This is a genomic window from Amycolatopsis sp. NBC_01286, from assembly GCF_035982555.1.
Classification (GTDB): domain Bacteria; phylum Actinomycetota; class Actinomycetes; order Mycobacteriales; family Pseudonocardiaceae; genus Amycolatopsis.
Map to the genome: position 1 here is coordinate 9,038,383 of NZ_CP108428.1, position 16,991 is coordinate 9,055,373.

Annotated in this window: 20 protein-coding genes; 8 read left to right on the top strand and 12 right to left on the bottom strand. The window is 71.8% G+C overall.

All coding sequences use genetic code 11. The features are described 5' to 3' along the window. Positions 1-10 precede the first annotated feature (10 nt). The gene (locus tag OG570_RS41320; RefSeq protein ID WP_326954202.1) at positions 11-772 is read right to left on the bottom strand and encodes an MBL fold metallo-hydrolase; all 762 of its coding nucleotides are present in this window, start codon (positions 770-772) and stop codon (positions 11-13) included. Positions 773-842: 70 nt separating this feature from the next. On the opposite strand from OG570_RS41320, the gene OG570_RS41325 reads away from it, so the two are divergent. Next, complete coding sequence (locus OG570_RS41325; RefSeq protein WP_326954203.1) at positions 843-1,724, top strand: aminoglycoside phosphotransferase family protein; 882 nt, start codon at positions 843-845, stop codon at positions 1,722-1,724. Positions 1,725-1,734: 10 nt separating this feature from the next. On the opposite strand, the gene OG570_RS41330 is transcribed toward OG570_RS41325, so the two are convergent. Continuing rightward, on the bottom strand, positions 1,735-2,508 hold the full coding sequence (locus tag OG570_RS41330) for a maleylpyruvate isomerase family mycothiol-dependent enzyme (protein ID WP_326948495.1): 774 nt from the start codon (positions 2,506-2,508) through the stop codon (positions 1,735-1,737). Between the two features lie 84 nt (positions 2,509-2,592). Between OG570_RS41330 and OG570_RS41335 the strand changes: the two genes are divergently transcribed. Beyond that, positions 2,593-2,958, top strand: a complete 366-nt coding sequence (locus OG570_RS41335) for a hypothetical protein (RefSeq protein WP_326954204.1) — start codon at positions 2,593-2,595, stop codon at positions 2,956-2,958. Between the two features lie 16 nt (positions 2,959-2,974). Here OG570_RS41335 and OG570_RS41340 read toward each other — a convergent pair whose 3' ends face one another. The 5 genes from OG570_RS41340 to OG570_RS41360 all read right to left on the bottom strand — a co-directional run bounded on the left by OG570_RS41340 (position 2,975) and on the right by OG570_RS41360 (position 6,260). Next, positions 2,975-3,634 carry a VC0807 family protein gene (locus tag OG570_RS41340; RefSeq protein ID WP_326954205.1) on the bottom strand — a complete coding sequence of 220 codons (660 nt, stop codon included), beginning with the start codon at positions 3,632-3,634 and terminating at the stop codon, positions 2,975-2,977. After that, a complete protein-coding gene (locus OG570_RS41345) occupies positions 3,631-4,728 on the bottom strand; it encodes an FAD-dependent oxidoreductase (protein WP_326954206.1) in 1,098 nt (365 codons plus the stop codon). Before OG570_RS41345 ends, OG570_RS41340 begins: the two co-directional genes overlap by 4 nt. Before the next feature lies 1 nt (position 4,729). After that, positions 4,730-5,209 (bottom strand): MarR family winged helix-turn-helix transcriptional regulator, encoded by a 480-nt coding sequence (locus OG570_RS41350; RefSeq protein ID WP_326954207.1) that lies wholly within the window; start codon positions 5,207-5,209, stop codon positions 4,730-4,732. Positions 5,210-5,292: 83 nt separating this feature from the next. After that, positions 5,293-6,072, bottom strand: a complete 780-nt coding sequence (locus OG570_RS41355) for a hypothetical protein (protein WP_326954208.1) — start codon at positions 6,070-6,072, stop codon at positions 5,293-5,295. 38 nt (positions 6,073-6,110) lie between these two features. After that, on the bottom strand, positions 6,111-6,260 hold the full coding sequence (locus OG570_RS41360) for a hypothetical protein (protein ID WP_326954209.1): 150 nt from the start codon (positions 6,258-6,260) through the stop codon (positions 6,111-6,113). A gap of 148 nt (positions 6,261-6,408) precedes the next feature. Here OG570_RS41360 and OG570_RS41365 point away from each other — a divergent pair, with 148 nt between their 5' ends. From OG570_RS41365 to OG570_RS41380, 4 genes are read left to right on the top strand one after another with little or no spacing between them, the layout of a single operon-like run. Next, complete coding sequence (locus OG570_RS41365) at positions 6,409-6,804, top strand: GntR family transcriptional regulator (protein ID WP_326948488.1); 396 nt, start codon at positions 6,409-6,411, stop codon at positions 6,802-6,804. After that, positions 6,801-7,682 carry an ABC transporter ATP-binding protein gene (locus OG570_RS41370; protein ID WP_326954210.1) on the top strand — a complete coding sequence of 294 codons (882 nt, stop codon included), beginning with the start codon at positions 6,801-6,803 and terminating at the stop codon, positions 7,680-7,682. The genes OG570_RS41365 and OG570_RS41370 overlap by 4 nt, the downstream gene beginning before the upstream one ends. Then, positions 7,679-8,668 carry an ABC transporter permease subunit gene (locus tag OG570_RS41375; RefSeq protein ID WP_326954211.1) on the top strand — a complete coding sequence of 330 codons (990 nt, stop codon included), beginning with the start codon at positions 7,679-7,681 and terminating at the stop codon, positions 8,666-8,668. Before OG570_RS41370 ends, OG570_RS41375 begins: the two co-directional genes overlap by 4 nt. A 21-nt stretch (positions 8,669-8,689) precedes the next feature. Further along, the gene (locus tag OG570_RS41380; RefSeq protein ID WP_326954212.1) at positions 8,690-9,808 is read left to right on the top strand and encodes an alpha/beta hydrolase family protein; all 1,119 of its coding nucleotides are present in this window, start codon (positions 8,690-8,692) and stop codon (positions 9,806-9,808) included. Positions 9,809-9,837: 29 nt separating this feature from the next. Here the strand turns inward: OG570_RS41380 and OG570_RS41385 are convergent, their stop codons facing one another. From OG570_RS41385 to OG570_RS41400, 4 genes are all read right to left on the bottom strand, one after another. Beyond that, a complete protein-coding gene (locus OG570_RS41385) occupies positions 9,838-10,437 on the bottom strand; it encodes a TetR/AcrR family transcriptional regulator (RefSeq protein WP_326954213.1) in 600 nt (199 codons plus the stop codon). A 28-nt stretch (positions 10,438-10,465) separates the two neighbouring features. Next, positions 10,466-11,536: a hypothetical protein gene (locus OG570_RS41390; protein ID WP_326954214.1), complete on the bottom strand. Its 1,071-nt coding sequence runs from the start codon at positions 11,534-11,536 to the stop codon at positions 10,466-10,468. Beyond that, positions 11,533-12,987: an FAD-dependent oxidoreductase gene (locus tag OG570_RS41395; protein WP_326948482.1), complete on the bottom strand. Its 1,455-nt coding sequence runs from the start codon at positions 12,985-12,987 to the stop codon at positions 11,533-11,535. The genes OG570_RS41390 and OG570_RS41395 overlap by 4 nt, the downstream gene beginning before the upstream one ends. A 66-nt stretch (positions 12,988-13,053) precedes the next feature. Next, positions 13,054-13,923 (bottom strand): alpha/beta fold hydrolase, encoded by an 870-nt coding sequence (locus tag OG570_RS41400; protein WP_326954215.1) that lies wholly within the window; start codon positions 13,921-13,923, stop codon positions 13,054-13,056. An 89-nt stretch (positions 13,924-14,012) separates the two neighbouring features. On the opposite strand from OG570_RS41400, the gene OG570_RS41405 reads away from it, so the two are divergent. Beyond that, a complete protein-coding gene (locus OG570_RS41405) occupies positions 14,013-14,465 on the top strand; it encodes a MarR family winged helix-turn-helix transcriptional regulator (RefSeq protein WP_326954216.1) in 453 nt (150 codons plus the stop codon). A 212-nt stretch (positions 14,466-14,677) separates the two neighbouring features. Continuing rightward, entirely contained in the window at positions 14,678-15,496 is an 819-nt protein-coding gene (locus OG570_RS41410) for an IclR family transcriptional regulator (RefSeq protein WP_247050334.1), read from the top strand. Positions 15,497-15,518: 22 nt separating this feature from the next. Here OG570_RS41410 and OG570_RS41415 read toward each other — a convergent pair whose 3' ends face one another. Continuing rightward, a complete protein-coding gene (locus tag OG570_RS41415) occupies positions 15,519-16,988 on the bottom strand; it encodes a dihydroorotase (protein ID WP_326954217.1) in 1,470 nt (489 codons plus the stop codon). Between the last annotated feature and the right edge of the window lie 3 nt (positions 16,989-16,991).

Below are 16,991 nucleotides of genomic sequence, written 5' to 3' on the forward strand. Positions count from 1 at the left end.
GAAACGTCCGTCAGCCGGAGGTGTGGCCGGCCTGCTTCTGGTTCATCTGGTGCGGGGCGGAAAGCCAGTCGTGCTGTTCGAGGCGCGCGTCCACCGGTTCTTCTCCTCGCCGCAGGGCTTCGATGTAGGCGCGGTCGGCGGCGAGGCGGCCCGCCACCTCGGCGCCCTCGGCGACGGCGCCGTGCCCGGGGACCACGACGTCGACCTGCCGGGACGCCTCGGCCAGCCGGTCGAGGGCCGCCTCGTAGGCGTTCAGCTGGTCGGGGCGGCGGGGGTCGAGCAGCGGGATCAGGGCGTCGGAGAGCATGTCGCCGGCGAGCAGGACGCCGCGGTCGGCGAGCAGGATCGCGGCGTGGCCGATGGTGTGCGCTTCGTGCTCGAGGATCTCGCCCGGCACCGGTCCGCCGTCCGCGGGCAGCGGGGTGAGGAGCCCGATCAGCTCGAGCGGGATGCCCGTGGCGCTCTCCTCCGCCATCTTCTGCGCCCGCTCGCGCGCTTCACCCGCGACCTGGGCGCCGGCGGCGGTGGCGTAGCGCGGGACGTCGCCGAAGCGGGAGTGCCAGAGCAGGTGGTCCCAGTGGGGGTGGGTCGAGAACCCGGCGACCACCGGCACGCCGAGCGCGTCCACGTCGTCGGCGAGCTGGTTCAGGTCGGCGCCGTCGATGCCCGGATCGACCAGGACCAGCCCGGTGTCCCCGCGCACCACGACGGCGTTGCTCCAGACCCACTCGCTCTGCCGGACCCAGACCCCGTCGGCCACCTGCTTCAGCATCGGGCCACTTTGTCAGATGTCCCCGGCCGGCGCGAGAAGCGACACCCTCCGGCGGTGGCAAACTGCCGAGGTGGACCTGGACGACGTGCGCGTGCGGCTGGTGGACCGGTTCGGTCCTGGGGCCGCGGGGTGGCTCGCCGACGTCCCCGCTCTCGCGGCCCGGCTGGCCGCCCGGTGGGGTCTCGGGCCCGGCGAGGTGTTCGCGAGCGGGGCCGCGTCCGTCGTCTTGCGCTGCCGCCGGCCGGACGGGACACCCGCGGTGCTCAAGCTCAGTCCGGATCGGACACTGCTGACCAAGCAGGCGGAGATGCTGCGCGTGTTCGCGGCCTCGGGCCGGGTGCCGGCCGTGCTGGCCACCGACCCGGGAGCCGGGGCCATGGTGCTGGAGGAGATCCGGCCCGGCACCGAGGCCGAAGACCTGCCGCAGACATCACTGCCCCGGCTGTGGGGCGACTTGCTCGCCGCGCTGCACGCCGTGGCCCCGCCCGCGGACTGGCCGTGGGACCTGCGCGGCCGGTTCGACGAGTCCTTCGCCCGGATCGGCCGGAAACTGGCCGACCCGGCGATCGGCGCCCGGATCGGCCAGGCCACCTGGCACCGCGCGATCCGGCGCTGCGGGGAACTGCTGGACACGCAGGACACCGTCGTGTTGCTGCACGGCGACCTGCACCTCGGCAACGCCCTGGACGGCGGCCCGTCGCGCGGTCTGGTCGCGATCGACCCGAAGGCGTGCCTCGGCGATCCGTGCTTCGACGCCGTGGACTACGTGGTCGCCGGCGCCGGGCTCGAAGGGGTCGAGACCCGGTGCCGGCGGGTGGCGGCCGCGTGCGGGCTCGACGGCGACCGGCTCTACGCCTGGAGCCGCGTGGTCGCGCCGATGTTCGCGATCGCGCACCTCACCCACGACGGTCCGGAGCCGGTGATCGACGAGCTGCTCGCCTTGACCCGGTGAACCGGGCCGGTCAGAAACCGGGGAACACGCGGCGCAGGTCGTCGAGCGTGACGCCGCCCTCGACGGTGACGCCCTTGTCGTAGGGCGCCTTGAGCCGGCCGTTGATCAGCCGGACGAACGCTTCCGCCGGCCCGTCGAACGTCGCGGTCGGCGCCTCCAGGTGATCCACCAGGGTGACGGCGTCGTCGATCACCAGCGCGCCGCCGGGGACCGCGACCGACACCGGGTCCGCGAGCTCGGCCGGCTTCGCGAGGAAGCCCAGCAGGAAGCCCACGGGCCCGGACAGGAGCTCGACGAGCACCTCGGCCGAGCCGGGGTCCACGCCGGTGTCCGGCTCGAAGGCCACGCGCACGTCCCACGAGTGGTTGGCCACCTCGTTGAACCGCATGCCCAGCGCGGTCAGCAGCGGGACCGGCTCCGGCCAGAAGCCGAGGTCGACGGTCAGCGACGAGCGCTGCTCGGGCGTGAGCGCCTCGACCGTGTCGAGCCAGCGGGCGTTGTGCTCCAGGAAGCCTTCGGCCTGCGCGCGCGGCGCGGACGCGTCCCAGCGGGCCCAGATCGTCTGGTTGTCTTCGGCCGCCACGGTCTCCCCGGCGGCGCGGGCGATGGGCCCGCGGCCGATCTCCGCGCCGCTGCCGAGGTGGGAAAGCGCCTGGGCGACGGTCCACTCGGAGGCACCGCTGGTGGTGGCGAGCTGGTCGTCGGTGAGGCCGCCGACGAGGCCGGCGAGCGTGTCGTGCTCGGAGCGGAGGGCGGCGATGGTGCGGTCCACGAGTTGACTCATGCCACGCTCAACTCCCGAGGGGACGTGTGTGTTCCACTGATCACCGTTTCCGGTGAGGAAGCGCCGCTCGCCCGAGGAGGACGCGTGACAACGGGACGTGTGCTGGTGGTCGGACTCGATCCGGCCAAGCTGGAGGGCTGGGACCCGGCGCCGGTCCAGGCGGCGATCGCCCGCGGCCGGGCGCGCTTCGTGGAGCACGGCGTCGAGGCCGACTGGTGCCTGCTGACGCTCGGCGACAACGCCGAGGAAACGCTGGTGGCCGCACTGACCGGCGACGACTACGGCTGCGTGGTGATCGGGGGCGGCATCCGCACCCACGAACCGTTGCTCGGGTTCTTCGAGAAGGTGATCAACCTGGTCCGGCTGCACGCTCCCGGCGCGGCCATCGCCTTCGACAGCACCCCCGAGGACTGCGTCGACGCCGCGCTGCGGTGGCTGCGCCGGCCGTGAAGTCCGGGGAGGCCGGTCAGTGCCGCTCGGCCGGCAGGCGGTCGCGTTCGGCCAGCATGATCGGGCGGACCTTGCGCATCCGCAGCCGGGTGTAGGCGATCATCGCCACCAGCACCGCGATCAACGGCACCTGCGACAACAGCAGCGAGTCCGTGATCTCCGCCGGTGGGAAGCTGTACACGATGATCACCCGCAGCACCGCGTCCAGCAGGAAACCCACGCCCCACACCAGCGTCACCGCGCGGATCGCCGCGCGGAAGGGCTCGGACACCGCCCAGCTGCGGTCGTAGGCCTCGACCGTTCGCGGGTCGCCCCGGGTGGCGAACGGCTTTCCGGCCTCGAACACCAGCGGGCGGCCCACGAACAGGCTGCCCAGCGCGTACACCCCGGCGACGCCGACGTAGAACGCCGGCTTCAGCAGCAGCACCCGCGGGTCGTCGCTGACGAACAGCAAGGCCACCGACAGCGCCACCTCGACGACCACCAGGATGCCGAAGCCGTCGAGCTTGCCCCGGCGCACGGTCGTGATGATCGCGTTCACCATCGTGGCCAGGCCGCCGATGCCCAGCGCCCAGAACGGACTGAGCCCGGCCACCGTGTGCAGCAGCCAGTAGGCCATGATCGGCAGCACCAGGTCCAGCGCGAACGGTGCCAGTACGCGGATTCTCCCCTTCATCGGTTCTCCCCCGTTTTCACTCCGGCGGCCTGGTTGCTGCGGCGCACCACGGCCGTGGCGTACTCCCGCATTTCCGTTTCGTACGCGGCGATCGCGGTCAGCGGATCACCGCCGGCCAGCCCCGCCGCCAGCAGCGCCGCGTCCCGCAACGCCGTGTTCGCGCCGACCCCGCCCGACGGCGGCATCACGTGGATCGCGTCGCCGAGCACGGTGATCCGCCCGGCCGGCCACGCGGGGACCGGTGGCGACGTCCGGATCGGCGTGCGGAACGTCGCGGGCACGTCGGCGTGATCCACGATCCGCACCAGCTCCGGGTGCCAGCCCCGGACGACGTCCTGCGCGAACCGGTGCAGCGCAGCGGGTTCCCGCTCCTGCGGCGCCGCGCCGACGACCGCCCACATCAGGTAGTCGTCGACCGGGGTCAGCTCCGGCGGGAAGACCGGGGTGCGCGCCCGGAACGCGGCGAGGGCCAGCGTCGCCCGGCCGCCGGCCACCGCGGTGAAGCCGTCGAAGAACCGGGCGGGCAGGTCCGGCAGCGCGGCCAGGGGCGTCCGGCCGTATACGCAGCGCAGCCCGGTGTCGATCGGCGCGCTGCCGGGGGCGACCGCCGCCCGGACCGCGGAGTGCACCCCGTCGGCGCCGACCAGCACGTCGCCGCGGACCTCCCGGCCGTCGTCGAACCGGACGCGCACGCTGTACTCGTCTTGGTCCGCGGCCGTTACCCGGTGTCCGAAGTGGACGTCCTGCTCGAGTCCGGTGAACAGGATCTGGCGCAGGGTCCGGCGGTTGACGGCGCTGTGCTCGCCGCCGGCGCCGACGTCGAACGTCGAGAGCACGGTCAGGTCGGTGCCGAGCGTGCTGATCCGGCCCGCGCCCGGCACCGACGACGTCGCCAGGTAGCGCCGGTACAGGTGCTCGGGCAGGCAGCGTCGCAGCGCTTCGCCGCCGTGGCCGTCGATGTGGATCCGGTAGCCCTGGTCGCGTTCGCCGAGGTCCGGGTCGCGTTCGAAGACGCTCACCCGCACCCCCGCGGCGCGCAGTCCCTGGGCGAGGCACAGGCCGCCGACGCCGGCCCCGGCGATCAGCACGTGCACGTCACTCGCCCCCGGTCCGCTGCTGCCACGGCCGGCCACCGGGCCGCTGGGTGCGGCGCTTGGCCTCGTCGACCGAGGTCTCGAGCCGGGTGAGCAGGCGCCCGAGCGTCCGCACGTCTTCGGCGTCCCACCCGGCCATGAAGTCGGCGAACCGGTCCAGCCCGATCCGGGTCAGCGTGCGGACCTCGTCCCAGCCGGCCTCGGTGAGCGAGATCAGGCAGGAACGCCGGTCGGCCGGGTCGGCCTCGACCGCGATGAGACCGTCGTCCTCCAGCGACCGCGTCTGCCGGGTGATCGACGACGGGTACAGGTCGAGCTCGGCGGCCAGCTCGGACGGCCGCACCTGCTGCTTGACGGCCGCCTGCTGCAGGATCGCCTGCCGGGTCGGGTCGATGGCCTTGTTCTGCGCACGGCGCATCGTCTGGCCGATCCGCATCAGCGGGTAGACGACCTGCTCGAGGTCCTCGTAGTCGTGGGGCATGACTCCACGGTGCACTATTTGCGCCACGCAAACAAGTGGTTCGTGAGAAGTTCAGGGATGACCCTGATCCGCTATCAGGGGCTTCAGGGCAGCCGCACGGCTTCGATCTCGACGTCGCTCAACAGCGCTTCGACCAGGGCCGACGGGCCGGCGACCTTGGTGGCCCACAGGTCGTAGTCGGTGCAGAGGCACCATGAGCGATCCTCGGCCCAGAGGTTGGCCGGACTGAAGTCGACCTCGGAATCGTCGTACAAACTCTCGGCGTCGCCGAGCGTTCCTGCCCGCACGTGAAGGTGCTCGAAGTCGGTCGCCCCGAGTGTCAGCGGGCTGTAGTAGGCCAGGCAGCGGGTGTTCGGGCCCGCGGGAGTGTGTTCGATGAGGATGCCGATCAGCCGCGTCCAGGTCTCGCGGTCCAGGCTGCCCTCGGCAGGCGGGATGATGCCGAGCGGCCAGCTGCCGTCCTTCCTGACCGAGGGGAAACAGCGGTACGACGGCAGCAGCCCCTCGGGGACGACGGGGTCGCCGGTGCGCTGCGCGAGTTCCGCCCAGCGCAGCCGCCGCCACCCGGCGCCGGGATGCTCGGCGCGACCCAGTCCGCCGCCGGTGGCCACACTCCCGGCTTCGAGGTCGACGCCGCCGATGACGCGGGGCCGGACGCTGCCGTCCGCGAGCCGCGCCTGGCGGTACTCGTGGTACGACGTCTCGGTCGGCCCTCGCTCGTGCTCGTACATGGCGTTGAGCACCCAAACCGCGTCGGGCATCGCCGGCGGCATGAACCCGGTCAAGCCGTCGCCGCACCGCTCCCGCAACCAGTCGATGGTGCCGGACGGGGCGAGCGGCCACGGGTTCACGTCCTCGGGCACGCAGTCACCCTACGGCTGCTCCGTCGGCCGGCCGGGCCTCACTCCTCGACGAGGCCGTCGATCCGCCAGCCGGCCGGGGCCAGGTCACGGCGGGCGCGTTCCAGGCACTCCAGGTGCGGCTCGGCCTCGGCTTGCGGCGCGTCGTCCGCGGCGCCGGCTCGGCGAGACCCGTTCATGACCTCCGGCATCCGGCACCCCTTTTCGTTGCCCGGCAAGGCCTTCCGATCACAGCACAGAGCACCGTAGCGCCCGGGTCTCACTATGAGACAGGGGGTACTGGCGCCGGCGTCGCCTGTTTAGCTATAGTACTAGTCACCTAGTTAAATGGAGTTGCCGATGATCGAATTCCACCTGGACGCCCGGTCGGGCCTGTCCCCCTACCAGCAGCTGGTCCAGCAGGTGCGGCACGCGCTGCGCCTGGGCCTGCTGAACGAGGGAGACCAGCTCCCGAAGGTCAAGGACGTGGTCGCGAGCCTCGCGATCAACCCCAACACCGTGCTGAAGGCCTACCGGGAGCTGGAGCACGACGGCCTCGTCTCGGCGCGGCCCGGCGTCGGCACGTTCGTGACGGCGACGCTCGGCAACGGCGTGTCGTTCGCGGCGATCGGGCCGCTGCGCCGCGACCTCAACCGCTGGCTCTCCCAGGCCCGCAAGGCCGGTCTCGACGAAGAGAGCATCGAGGCCCTGTTGATGTCCACGTTTCGCGACTCCGCAAGAGAGGACATAGCGTGATCGTCCTGCGCGCCCAGGGACTGGGCAAGAAGTACAAGCGCGAATGGGCGTTGACCGGCTGCACGCTCGAGATCGAGGCCGGCCACGTCACCGGGCTCGTCGGCCCCAACGGCGCCGGCAAGTCGACCCTGCTGAACATCGCCGCCGGCATGCTCGAGCCGACCACCGGCACGATCGAGGTGTGCGGCGGGGTGCCCGGCAGCGGGCCCGACCAGCTGGCCAAGGTCGGGTACGTCGCCCAGAACACGCCCGTCTACCCGGGCCTGTCGATCGACGAGCACCTGCGGTTCGGCGCCCACCTCAACCCGCGCTGGGACGCCTCGCTCGCGACGAAGCGGATCGAACGGCTCGGGCTGGACCCGAAACAGCCCGCGGGCAAGCTGTCCGGTGGCCAGCGCGCCCAGCTGGCGCTGACCCTCGGCCTCGCGAAACGCCCCGAACTGCTGCTGCTCGACGAGCCGGTCGCCGCGCTCGACCCGTTGGCGCGCCGGGAGTTCCTGCAGGTCCTGATGGAGGCGGTCGCGGAGGACGGGCTGTCGGTCGTGATGTCCTCGCACCTGGTCAACGACCTCGAACGGGTCTGCGACCACCTCGTCGTGCTGGTGGCGTCCCAGGTCCGGGTGATGGGTGACGTCGACGAGCTGCTCGCCACGCACCACCGCCTGTCCGGGCCGCTGCGCGACGTCGAGACCCTGCCCGCGGACCAGCACGTCGTCTCCGCGACGCACACCGACCGCCAGACCACGGTGCTCGTCCGCACCGAAGCGCCCATTCTCGATCCCGTGTGGACGGTCGGGCAGCTCAGCCTGGAGGACCTCGTCCTCGAGTACATGAGCAACCCGGCCGCCGCCCGTCCCGCCCTGGAGGTGCTCCGATGACCTGGTTGGCCTGGCGCCAGATCCGCGTCCCCGCGCTGGCGGTGTTCGCCGCGCTGCTCCTGATCGCCGTGATCCTCGCGATCACCGGTCCGGACCTGGTGGGCCGCACGAACTTCTCGGACCAGGACACGCTGTTCGGCGGCACGATCCTCGCGCTGTACCTGCTGCCCGCGGTCATCGGCCTGTTCTGGGGCGCGCCGATGATCACCCGCGAGCTGGAGCACGGCACGCACAACCTGGTCTGGAACCAGACCATCACCCGCAAGCGGTGGCTCACGACCAAGCTGGTGGTCGGGGTGCCGGCCGCGATGGTGGCGGCCGGGGTGCTGAGCCTGGCGGTCACGTGGTGGGCGTCCCCGATCGACGCGCTCGCGAGCTCGGCGACCAACGGCGAAACGCTGTCCCGCATCTCGCCGGTGGTGTTCGCCGCGCGCGGCGTCGTCCCGGTCGGGTACGCGGTCTTCGCGCTCGTCCTCGGTGTCGCCGTCGGGATGGTGCTGCGGCGGACCGTCGCGGCCATGGCCGTCACCCTCGTCGTGCTCGCCGCCGTGCTGCTCGCCGTCCCCCTGTACGTGCGCCCGTACCTCCTGCCCGCGGTGCAGCAGGACGTCTCGATCGGGAACTCGGCCATCAGGAACATCAGCGGGAACGGCGACGGGGTGATCGAGGAGATCGGGGTGGAGACCCCGGCCGGCGTCTGGCTGCTGGCCGACGAAACCGTGGACCCGGCCGGGAACGTCGTCACGCCACTGCCCGACTTCGTGCAGAACTGCGTGCCGAAGCCGGGCGGCCGGGGCGGCCCACCGGACCCGCGCGGCGTCGACACCTGCATGGCCCAGCTGGACACCCGGGGCTACCACCAGCGCCTGACCTACCAGCCGGGCTCCCGGTTCTGGCCGCTGCAGTGGCTCGAACTGGCGTTGCTCCTCGCCCTGTCCGCGTTGCTCACCTGGTTCTGCTACCGGCGCATCCGCCACCTGTCCTGATCCGATCCTGCTGGGGGAACCATGCGCACACTCGTTGTCGCCACCGCTCTGGGCCTCGCGTTGTCCGCGACACCCGCCGCGGCGAGCACGACACCGCACCTGCCCAGACCGACCGGGTCACAGCCGGTCGGTGTCACCTCACTGTCGCTTGTGGACACTTCACGGCCGGATCCCTGGGTGCCGTCGGTGCCCTACCGGGAGCTGATGGTCTCCGTCTTCTACCCGGCGGCCTCGGCGCACGGGCCGACGAAGCCGTACATGACGCCGCTGGAGTCCGAACGCAACCTCGAACGGGAGGGCATTCCCGGCCTGTCGCTGGACGCCCTGAGCACCGTGCGGACGAACGCCGTCGTCGACGCACCGGCGGCCGGCCGGAGCCACAGCCTGCCGATGGTCGTGCTGTCACCGGGCTGGACCCAGCCCCGGGCCGTGCTCAGCGGCCTGGCCGAGGACCTGGCGAGCCACGGCTACGTCGTCACCGTCATCGACCACACCTACGAGAACCGCGCCACCACCTTCCCCGACGGCCACGTCACCGGCTGCGCCGCCTGCGACGTCGACGACCAGCCGGGGATCTGGGAGAAGGTGGCGGGGACGCGTGCGGCCGACACGTCGTTCGTGCTGGACGAGCTGATCGGCCCGCACCCGAAGTGGCGTGGCAGCGCGCTGATCGACCCGCAGCGGGTCGGCATGGCCGGGCACTCCGCCGGCGGCGCGAACACCCTGCAGGCGATGCTCGCCGACCCGCGCGTCCGGGCCGGGATCGACATCGACGGCTCGACCCACGTCCCGCTGCCCGCGTCCGGGCTGTCCCGGCCGGTCCTGTTGCTGGGCAGCATGGACAACTACACCCCGGGCACGCCGAACCCGTACGACGACTGGGAAACCGACTGGCCGAACCTGACCGGCTGGAAGCGCTGGCTCATGGTGTCGGGCACGGTGCACAGCTCGTTCACCGACCTCGGTGTGCTGGCCGACCAGCTGGGCGTCGACATCGGCGCGTCGATCGAGGGGCCCCGCGCGCTGGCGATCACGCGGGCCTACGTCGGGGCGTTCTTCGAGCAGCACCTGCGCTGCCGGCCCCAGCCCCTGCTGGCCGCGCCGTCGCCCGCCTACCCGGAGGTGAGTTTCATCCGCTGACGGGGAGCGAGGGCCGGCCCTGGCGGAGCTCAGCCGCCCAGCGCCGGGCCGAGCCAGCGGCGGACGAGCGCACGCAGCTCGTCGTCGGTGAGCGCGGGGGTCGAGGGGTACTGCAGGAACGACAGGAACAGCCGCATCAGGATCTCGGCCAGGCCCTGGAGATCGTCGTCGGTTTCGACGCCGGCGGCGGCCCAGTCGACCGGGACGTTGCGCAGGATCCCCGCCCCGGCCGAGAAGGCGAGCTGCGAGGTGACCCCGGCGGTGAAGTACTCGCCTTCGCCCGCCTGCAGCAGCAGGCCGAGGTAGGGCTCGCCGGGGACCGTCCGGACGGCGAACACCACCGCCTCCACGGCGGCTTCGGCGGCGGTCCCGAACGAGGCCAGGTGCCGCGCCATCCGCCCGGCGAACTCCTCGACGCCGGCCAGGCCCACGGCGCGGAGGATGTCCTTCAGGCCCGGGAAGTAGCGGTAGACGGTCTGCCGCGTCACCCCGGCCTCGGCGGCGACGTCGGAAAGGCTGGTCTTGGCGAGCCCGGCCCGGTCGAGGCACGCCGTCGCCGCTTCGACGATCCGGCGGCGTGCCTCGTCTTCGGTGCCGGGCGGGTTGCCCCGCCAGCCGTGGTACCCCATGCGGTCCATCTTCCCCGAGCCGGAAGTCTCAGACGGGAGCAGGTCGGCGGGCGCGGTGGAGCGCGGTCAGCAGCAGGCCGGCCGCGGCGAAGCAGCCGAGCGCGTAGAGCCCGCTGCCGATCGGGGTGCCGTCGCCGGTGACGCCGCCGGCCGCGGCGAAGTACGCCGGCAACGCGCGGATCCAGCACACGGCCAGGCCGCCCAGGTAGACGGCGGGATAGATCCGGACGAAGGCGGACAGCGGCTCCGGCTCCCCTCGGCGCGTGAAGAGGATCCAGGCGCCCGCGGCCCAGAGCAGGGCCAGCTCGACGCCGAGGACCCAGGCCTGCGCGGTGACGTTCCCGGTGAACAGGCTCGACGGGAGGCCGCCGAGCGCCATCGTCAACGGCGTCAGGACGCCGGCCACCAGCACCCGCCACGCCAGCGACCATCCTCGTCGCGGACCGGTGCCGGCCAGCCGGACGACGAGGTAGGTCAGCCCGCCCATCGAGACCGAGGCGAACAGCAGCATGCTGGTCATCGGCACCGACGCCAGCGCGGGGTGGTTGACGAGGTCGTTGCCCGGGTTCCACGCCCACCACCTCAGCTGCGGGCCGAGCTGGTCGAAGACCTCGTAGAACAGCTGGCACACGAACGCGACGGCCACCGACGCGAGCAGCGGGCCGCGGCGCCGGAAGACGCCGAGCGAGCGCACCACTTCGTAGGCGAGCTGGCTGATCACCGGGTAGAACGCGACGATGTAGAGCGGCAGCCGGTCCCCCATGAACTGCACGGTGAACAGGTTGTGGGCGAAGATGAAGCCGTACACCTTGTCGAGGCCGAACCACTCCGGGAAGTACAGCGGCGGTTCCGTCACGAAGAGGTAGACCAGCGAAGCCCACCACAGCGCCAGGTTGACCGGGTCGCCGCCGCGGTACCGGCGCAGCGCGTGCACCAGCGCGAACACGGCGCCGCCGACGACGAGCACCTCCAGCAGCGGCATCGTCGGATCGGCGAGGTCCCAGGGCGCGCGGACCGAGACCACCGGGGCGACGTCGTGGCAGTCGAAACCGAGGGTGCGGGTGACGGCCTCGGCGTCCGGTCCGCAGCCGTCGCTCACCGGGCGCCGGCCGGTGCCGCGGCCGGCGAGTAGTCCGTGGCCGGCGGCTCGGCCTGGGGGTCGAACCCGAAGGGCACCCGGTGCCGCCCCAGCGCGGCGCGGAGGCGGTAGCGCACGAGGCCGGCGAGCACCCGCGGGTTCCGCAGCATCTCCCCCAGCGACTCATCGAGGTTGAACACCTTGGCGAAGTGCTCGTCGACCACTTCGTACTCCCGGGCGGCCCCGACGATGAGGCTGAACGCGGGCGCGGACAACGCCGCGACGATGCGCCGCCGCCACTCCGGCGGTTTCTCCGTACCGACCGCACAGGCGTAACCCTGGTCCCGCGCCATGGCCAGGGACCACGGCACGCCGAGCAGCTTGCGCTGCGCGGCCAGGAACCCCGCCACGAACCCGGCGTCGAGCGTTCCGGCGCGGGAAAGGTGTTCGCGCAGCAGCAGGGCCGAGCCCGCCGCGGAGCTGATGCCCTGCGCGTAGAACGGGTTGAACGCGCAGATCGAGTCCCCGACGGACACCAGCCCCCGCGGCGGGCCGGGCAGCCGGTCGTAGCGGCGCCACTTGTTGCCCGTCGAGCGCGTCAAGTGCACCTCCGAGGTGGGCGCGCACCGGTCCATCGCGGCGGCGAACAACGGCGTCCGCACGCGGCGGGCCGTCTCGACGAAGGCGTCGGTGGTGCGTGGCATCTCGAGCCCCCACGAACCCATGCACGCGATGACGCGGTCGCCCTCGATCGGGAAGAAGTTGACCAGGAAGTCGTGCTCGGCGGGGTGGTCGCCCTGGTCCGGCGTCGGCATGATCACCAGGTGCTGCCACCACCAGGACGCGGGCCGCTCGGCGGGCAGGTCGTACCAGCGTGAGGTGTAGGTGACCTTGGCGTCGAGCGTCCGCACCTCGACCTCGGGCCAGCCCGCCGCCACCAGCCACGCGCTGACGGAGGAGCCGCGGCCCAGCGCGTCGACCACGAGGTCGGCGGGCTCCTCGCCGCCGGCGGTGAGGGTGACCCCGGTGACCGCGCCGTCGTGGGTGGTCAGGCCGCTCACGGTGACGCCTTCGCGGATGACGACGTTCGCCAGGCCACGCACCTTGTCGCGCAGCACGCGTTCGATGAGGATCCGCGAGCTGTAGATCATCGTCATCGCGCTGCGCTTGCGGGCCGACCAGCCCGCGCCGTCGAGGTAGGCGGCGTCCAGGGACGGCATCAGGTGCAGTCCCCCGGCGGCGACGAGGTCGTCTTCGAAGCCGGGGAACAGCGCCCCGATCGCGCGCCGGCCCGAGTTCAGCAGGAAGTGCGGGTGCTTGCTCTGCGGCACGCCCCGGCGGTGCTCGGCCTCGGCGGGCAGCTCGTCGCGCTCCAGCACCAGCACCTGGTCGAAGTAGGGGGCGAGGGCCCCGGCGCTGCACAGACCGGCGGCGCTGCCACCGAGGACGACGGCCGTCTTGCCGAGCCGCATGCGGATCAACTCCCAGCGTCATTCATACAGATGGACGTCGAATGTATGAATGACGCCGGGTGCGTGTCAAGGGACCGGCGAACCCTCGACGTCGCGGTAGAAACGCAGCATCGCGTCCGCGAGCCGCCCGGGTGCCGCCATGGCCACGTAATGGCCGACGCCGTCGAGCGTCACGGTCGTCACGTCCGTGGCGACCTGCCGCATCGTCGACGACAGGAACTCGCCCGGCCGTCCGCTGACGGTGAGCACCGGGATCCCGAGCTTCTCTTTCGCCAGCTCACGAATCTCGTCGCCTTCGCGGAGCATCGACCGGTAGAGACCGCTCGCGCCCCGGAACGCGCCCGGCCGCTTGTACGTGCGGGCGAGCTCGTCGATGTCGGCGTCGGTGAACGCGTCCGGCGTGGCGTTGAGCGCGGGAATGGCGTACTCGGCGAGGAACTCCCGCTCGCGCCCGGCCAGCAGCAGCTCGGGGATCCCGGGCGCGACGAGCACGCCGATGTGCCAGGCGCCGCCGCGGGTGACGTCGGCCAGCGCTTCGACGCCGAACCCGGGCAGGCCGGTCTCGATGGCCGCGTAGCTGCGCACCAGTTCCGGACGCGTGGCCGCGAGCCGGAACGTCGTGCCGCCGCTGACGTCCTGTCCGGTCAGGTGGACGGGACCGAGGCCCAGTTCCGTGATCAAGGCGGCCAGGTCGTTCGCGGCGGTGACGCTGTCGTGGTCGTCGCCCGCGACGTCGGAGTCGCCGAAGCCGCGCAGGTCGACCGCGAACACCCGATGGTGCGCGGCGAGCAGCGGGATCAGTTTGCGGAAGACCCACCAGGACTCGGGGAAGCCGTGCACCAGGAGGACGGGCGAACCGGTCGCCCCCGCGGTGACGTAGTGCAGTTCGGTGCCGTTGACGCGCACGCGGTGGTGGTCGACGCCGGGGAGGTTCATGGGACTCCTTCATTGATGGACAAGCTGCTTGTCCAAGCTACAGATAGACAAGGCTCTTGTCCATGACGTCGGCTGTCTATGCTTTGCCCATGGAGCGATCCTCGGGTGCCGAACTGGCGCTCCTGCTGCTGCGCGGGTTCCGGTCGATGGTGGACGACGTCTCGATGGAGCTGGCCGACCACGGGCACCCGAGGGTCCGCCCCGCCGACGAGTTCGCCCTGCGCGCGGTCGACAACGGCGCCGACACCGCGTCGGAGCTGGCCCGGCACCTGTCGGTCACCAAGCAGGCGGCGGCCCAGCGGATCGCCATCCTCGAGGACCTGGGTTACGTCGAGCGCGAAGCCGACCCGGCCGACGCCCGCCGCAAGCGCCTGCGGGTCACGCCCCACGGCCACGAGATGATGCGCATCGGCGGCACCCTGCTGGACGAGGTCCGCAACCGCTGGGCGGCGGAGATCGGACCGGCGGAGCTGGCGACCCTCGAAGCGCACCTGACCCGCCTCACCGCGGGAACGACCCCGGTCGTCGACGCGCCCGAGTAGCGCCCGGACACCGCGGCGACGGAGCTGCACCAGAAGATCGCGATCGACCCCAGGGCGCTTGCCGGGACGGACACCGCGGTCGGCCACGGAGCGTGGCACGTTCACCATGTATCGCTGGACGGAACGAACTCCGGGTCGCGCGCGAAAGTGCTACCATTACGCCCGAAATCGTTCCTGTCAGCGAAACGATCCGGAATTCGAGGTCTCTCGGCTTGGCCGTCAACAGTACCGCCGGGCGCAAGCCCGCCGCCGCGTCGGACAACACTGGTACCGAGGCCGCCGCGAGGGTGGCCGATGTGTTGCTGCTCTTCACCGGCGGGCCCCGGTATCTGGGCGTCAGCGCGATCAGTCGCGAGCTGGATCTCTCCAAGGCCGTCGTCTACCGGATCCTGCAATCGCTCGTCTCGCGCGAGATGCTCGCCACCGATCCTGGCGTTGCCGGTTACCGGCTCGGGCCTGCGGCCGTCGCTCTTGGGGCGAGTGCTCTGCGCCGGTTCGACGCGCGTGTTGCCGCCACGCCCGTGCTGCGGCGGCTGCGCGAGGAGACCGGGGAAACCACCACGTTGTCCGGCCTGGTCGGTGACGAACGGGTGTACCTCGACCAGTTCGAGAGCCCGCGCGAGATCAAGATGACCGTGGAGCTGGGCCGGCGGTTCCCGCTGCACGCCGGTTCCTCCGGCAAGGTCATCCTCGCGTCGCTGGCCGAAGACCGCCGGGAAGCGTTGCTGCACCGGGAACTCCCCGCGCTGACCGAGCACACGATCACCACCGCCGAGCAGCTGCGCGAAGCCCTCGCCGAGGTGGCCCGTGACGGCGTCGCCGTGTCGCTCGGGGAACGGCAGCCCGGCGCGGGGTCCGTCGCCGCTCCCCTGTTCGGGCCGGACGGCGAGGTGCACGGCTCCATCAGCATCTGCGGCCCGCAGTACCGCTTCACCCCCGACGCCGTGAGCCGCTACCGCGACCTCGTGCGCGAAGCCGCGGCGGAGATCCGGCAGAGCTGGGCCTGGCTGCAGGAGTCCGGCGGCCGGTAGGGAACCCACCGGCCGCCTCCGATCACTTGCCGCGCTTGAGGTAGCGGCCCACCGGGTCGCCCGCGATCTTGCCGTCGGCGAACACGTGGTTCCCTCGGACGAACGTGTCGGTCACCTTCGCCGTCATGTCGAAGCCCTCGAACGGCGTGTACTCCTGCGTCGACTCCGACTCCGCCGCGCGCACCGTCCAGCGGACGTCCGGGTCGACCAGCGCGAAGTCGGCGTCGAAGCCCTCGGCGATCGTGCCCTTGTTCAGCAGGCCGTAGCGGCGTGCGGGGTTAAGAGACGTCAGCTGCGCGATCCGTTGCAGCGAAAGGCCCCGCTTGGTGCCCTCTCCGACCAGGCCGGGCAGCAGGTACTCGGCGCCACCGAAACCGGACTTAGCCAGGAACACGTCCTCGCGGTCCGAACCGAACTTCAGCTCGTCGCGGCAGCACGCGTGGTCGCTGACCACCCAGTCGACGTCGCCGGCCAGCACGTGCCGCCACAGTGCCTCGACGTCGTCGCGCTCGCGCAGCGGCGGATTGACCTTGCCGCCGATGCCGGACGCGGTGTCGACGTCGGCCAGCAGGTGCCCGATCGTCACCTCGCGGCGGAAGTCGATGTGCGGGAACGCCTTCCCCATCGTCAGCGCGGCCGACAGCGCCTTCTCCGACGACAGGTGCAGCAGGTTGATGTTGGGCAGCCCGGTCTCGTGCGCCAGGTACGACGCGATGGTGACGGCGAGGCCTTCGGAGTGCGGCGGGCGCGACGCGCTGTAGGCCCGCAGGCCCGACAGCGAACCGTCCTGCTCCACCAGTTTCGTGTACGCCGTCATGATCTCGGCCGTCTCGCAGTGCAGCGAGAGCGACAGGTGCGGCGCGTACTCGGTCAGCACCTCGCGCGCCTGCTGGATCCCGCGCATCACGAACTCGAAGTGCGCGATGTCGTAGCGCTCGTCCGGCGGGATCATCAGGAAGTCGCTCTGGCTGGTGGAGCGCCCGTGCAGGCCGTGGCTGCCGTAGAACATGAAGATCTTGAACGACGTGACGCCGAATTCCTCGACCAGGTAAGGGATCTCGGCGATGTGCTGCGAGCTCATCGGCGCGAGGTGGAAGGCGTAGTCGACGTAGGCGTTGCCCTCGGACGCGCTGAGCACCTCGGGGAAGAAGTCGCGGTAGCTGCCGCCCTTGTTCAGGTAGTACTGGCCGGTGCGCATGTACGTCAGCGACGTCGTGACGCCGCCCTGCGCGCTCGCGCGGCTTTCGGTGCGGGTGTCGGTGGCCAGCTCGTTGTAGATGCCCCAGTGCTGGTGCGCGTCGACGACGCCGGGGAAGGCCAGCAGCCCGCGGCCGTCGACGACGTGGGCGGCGTCGCCCGCGGGCAGGTCCGGCGCCACACGCGTGATCGTGCCGTCGTTGACGGCGATGTCCAGCAGTTCCGGCTCGGCCCCGTCGGCGTCGTCGGGCCGCACGACCCGGACGTTCTTCACGAGCAGTTCCGTCGTTGCCATGTC

Coding starts and splice junctions, on each gene's coding strand:
- OG570_RS41385 (WP_326954213.1), bottom strand. CDS start 10,437: ATGGGGTACCACGGCTGGCGGGGCAACCCGCCCGGCACCGAAGACGAG.
- OG570_RS41415 (WP_326954217.1), bottom strand. CDS start 16,988: ATGGCAACGACGGAACTGCTCGTGAAGAACGTCCGGGTCGTGCGGCCC.
- OG570_RS41340 (WP_326954205.1), bottom strand. CDS start 3,634: ATGAAGGGGAGAATCCGCGTACTGGCACCGTTCGCGCTGGACCTGGTG.
- OG570_RS41365 (WP_326948488.1), top strand. CDS start 6,409: ATGATCGAATTCCACCTGGACGCCCGGTCGGGCCTGTCCCCCTACCAG.
- OG570_RS41330 (WP_326948495.1), bottom strand. CDS start 2,508: ATGAGTCAACTCGTGGACCGCACCATCGCCGCCCTCCGCTCCGAGCAC.
- OG570_RS41400 (WP_326954215.1), bottom strand. CDS start 13,923: ATGAACCTCCCCGGCGTCGACCACCACCGCGTGCGCGTCAACGGCACC.
- OG570_RS41320 (WP_326954202.1), bottom strand. CDS start 772: ATGCTGAAGCAGGTGGCCGACGGGGTCTGGGTCCGGCAGAGCGAGTGG.
- OG570_RS41405 (WP_326954216.1), top strand. CDS start 14,013: ATGGAGCGATCCTCGGGTGCCGAACTGGCGCTCCTGCTGCTGCGCGGG.
- OG570_RS41395 (WP_326948482.1), bottom strand. CDS start 12,987: ATGCGGCTCGGCAAGACGGCCGTCGTCCTCGGTGGCAGCGCCGCCGGT.
- OG570_RS41350 (WP_326954207.1), bottom strand. CDS start 5,209: ATGCCCCACGACTACGAGGACCTCGAGCAGGTCGTCTACCCGCTGATG.
- OG570_RS41380 (WP_326954212.1), top strand. CDS start 8,690: ATGCGCACACTCGTTGTCGCCACCGCTCTGGGCCTCGCGTTGTCCGCG.
- OG570_RS41375 (WP_326954211.1), top strand. CDS start 7,679: ATGACCTGGTTGGCCTGGCGCCAGATCCGCGTCCCCGCGCTGGCGGTG.
- OG570_RS41360 (WP_326954209.1), bottom strand. CDS start 6,260: ATGCCGGAGGTCATGAACGGGTCTCGCCGAGCCGGCGCCGCGGACGAC.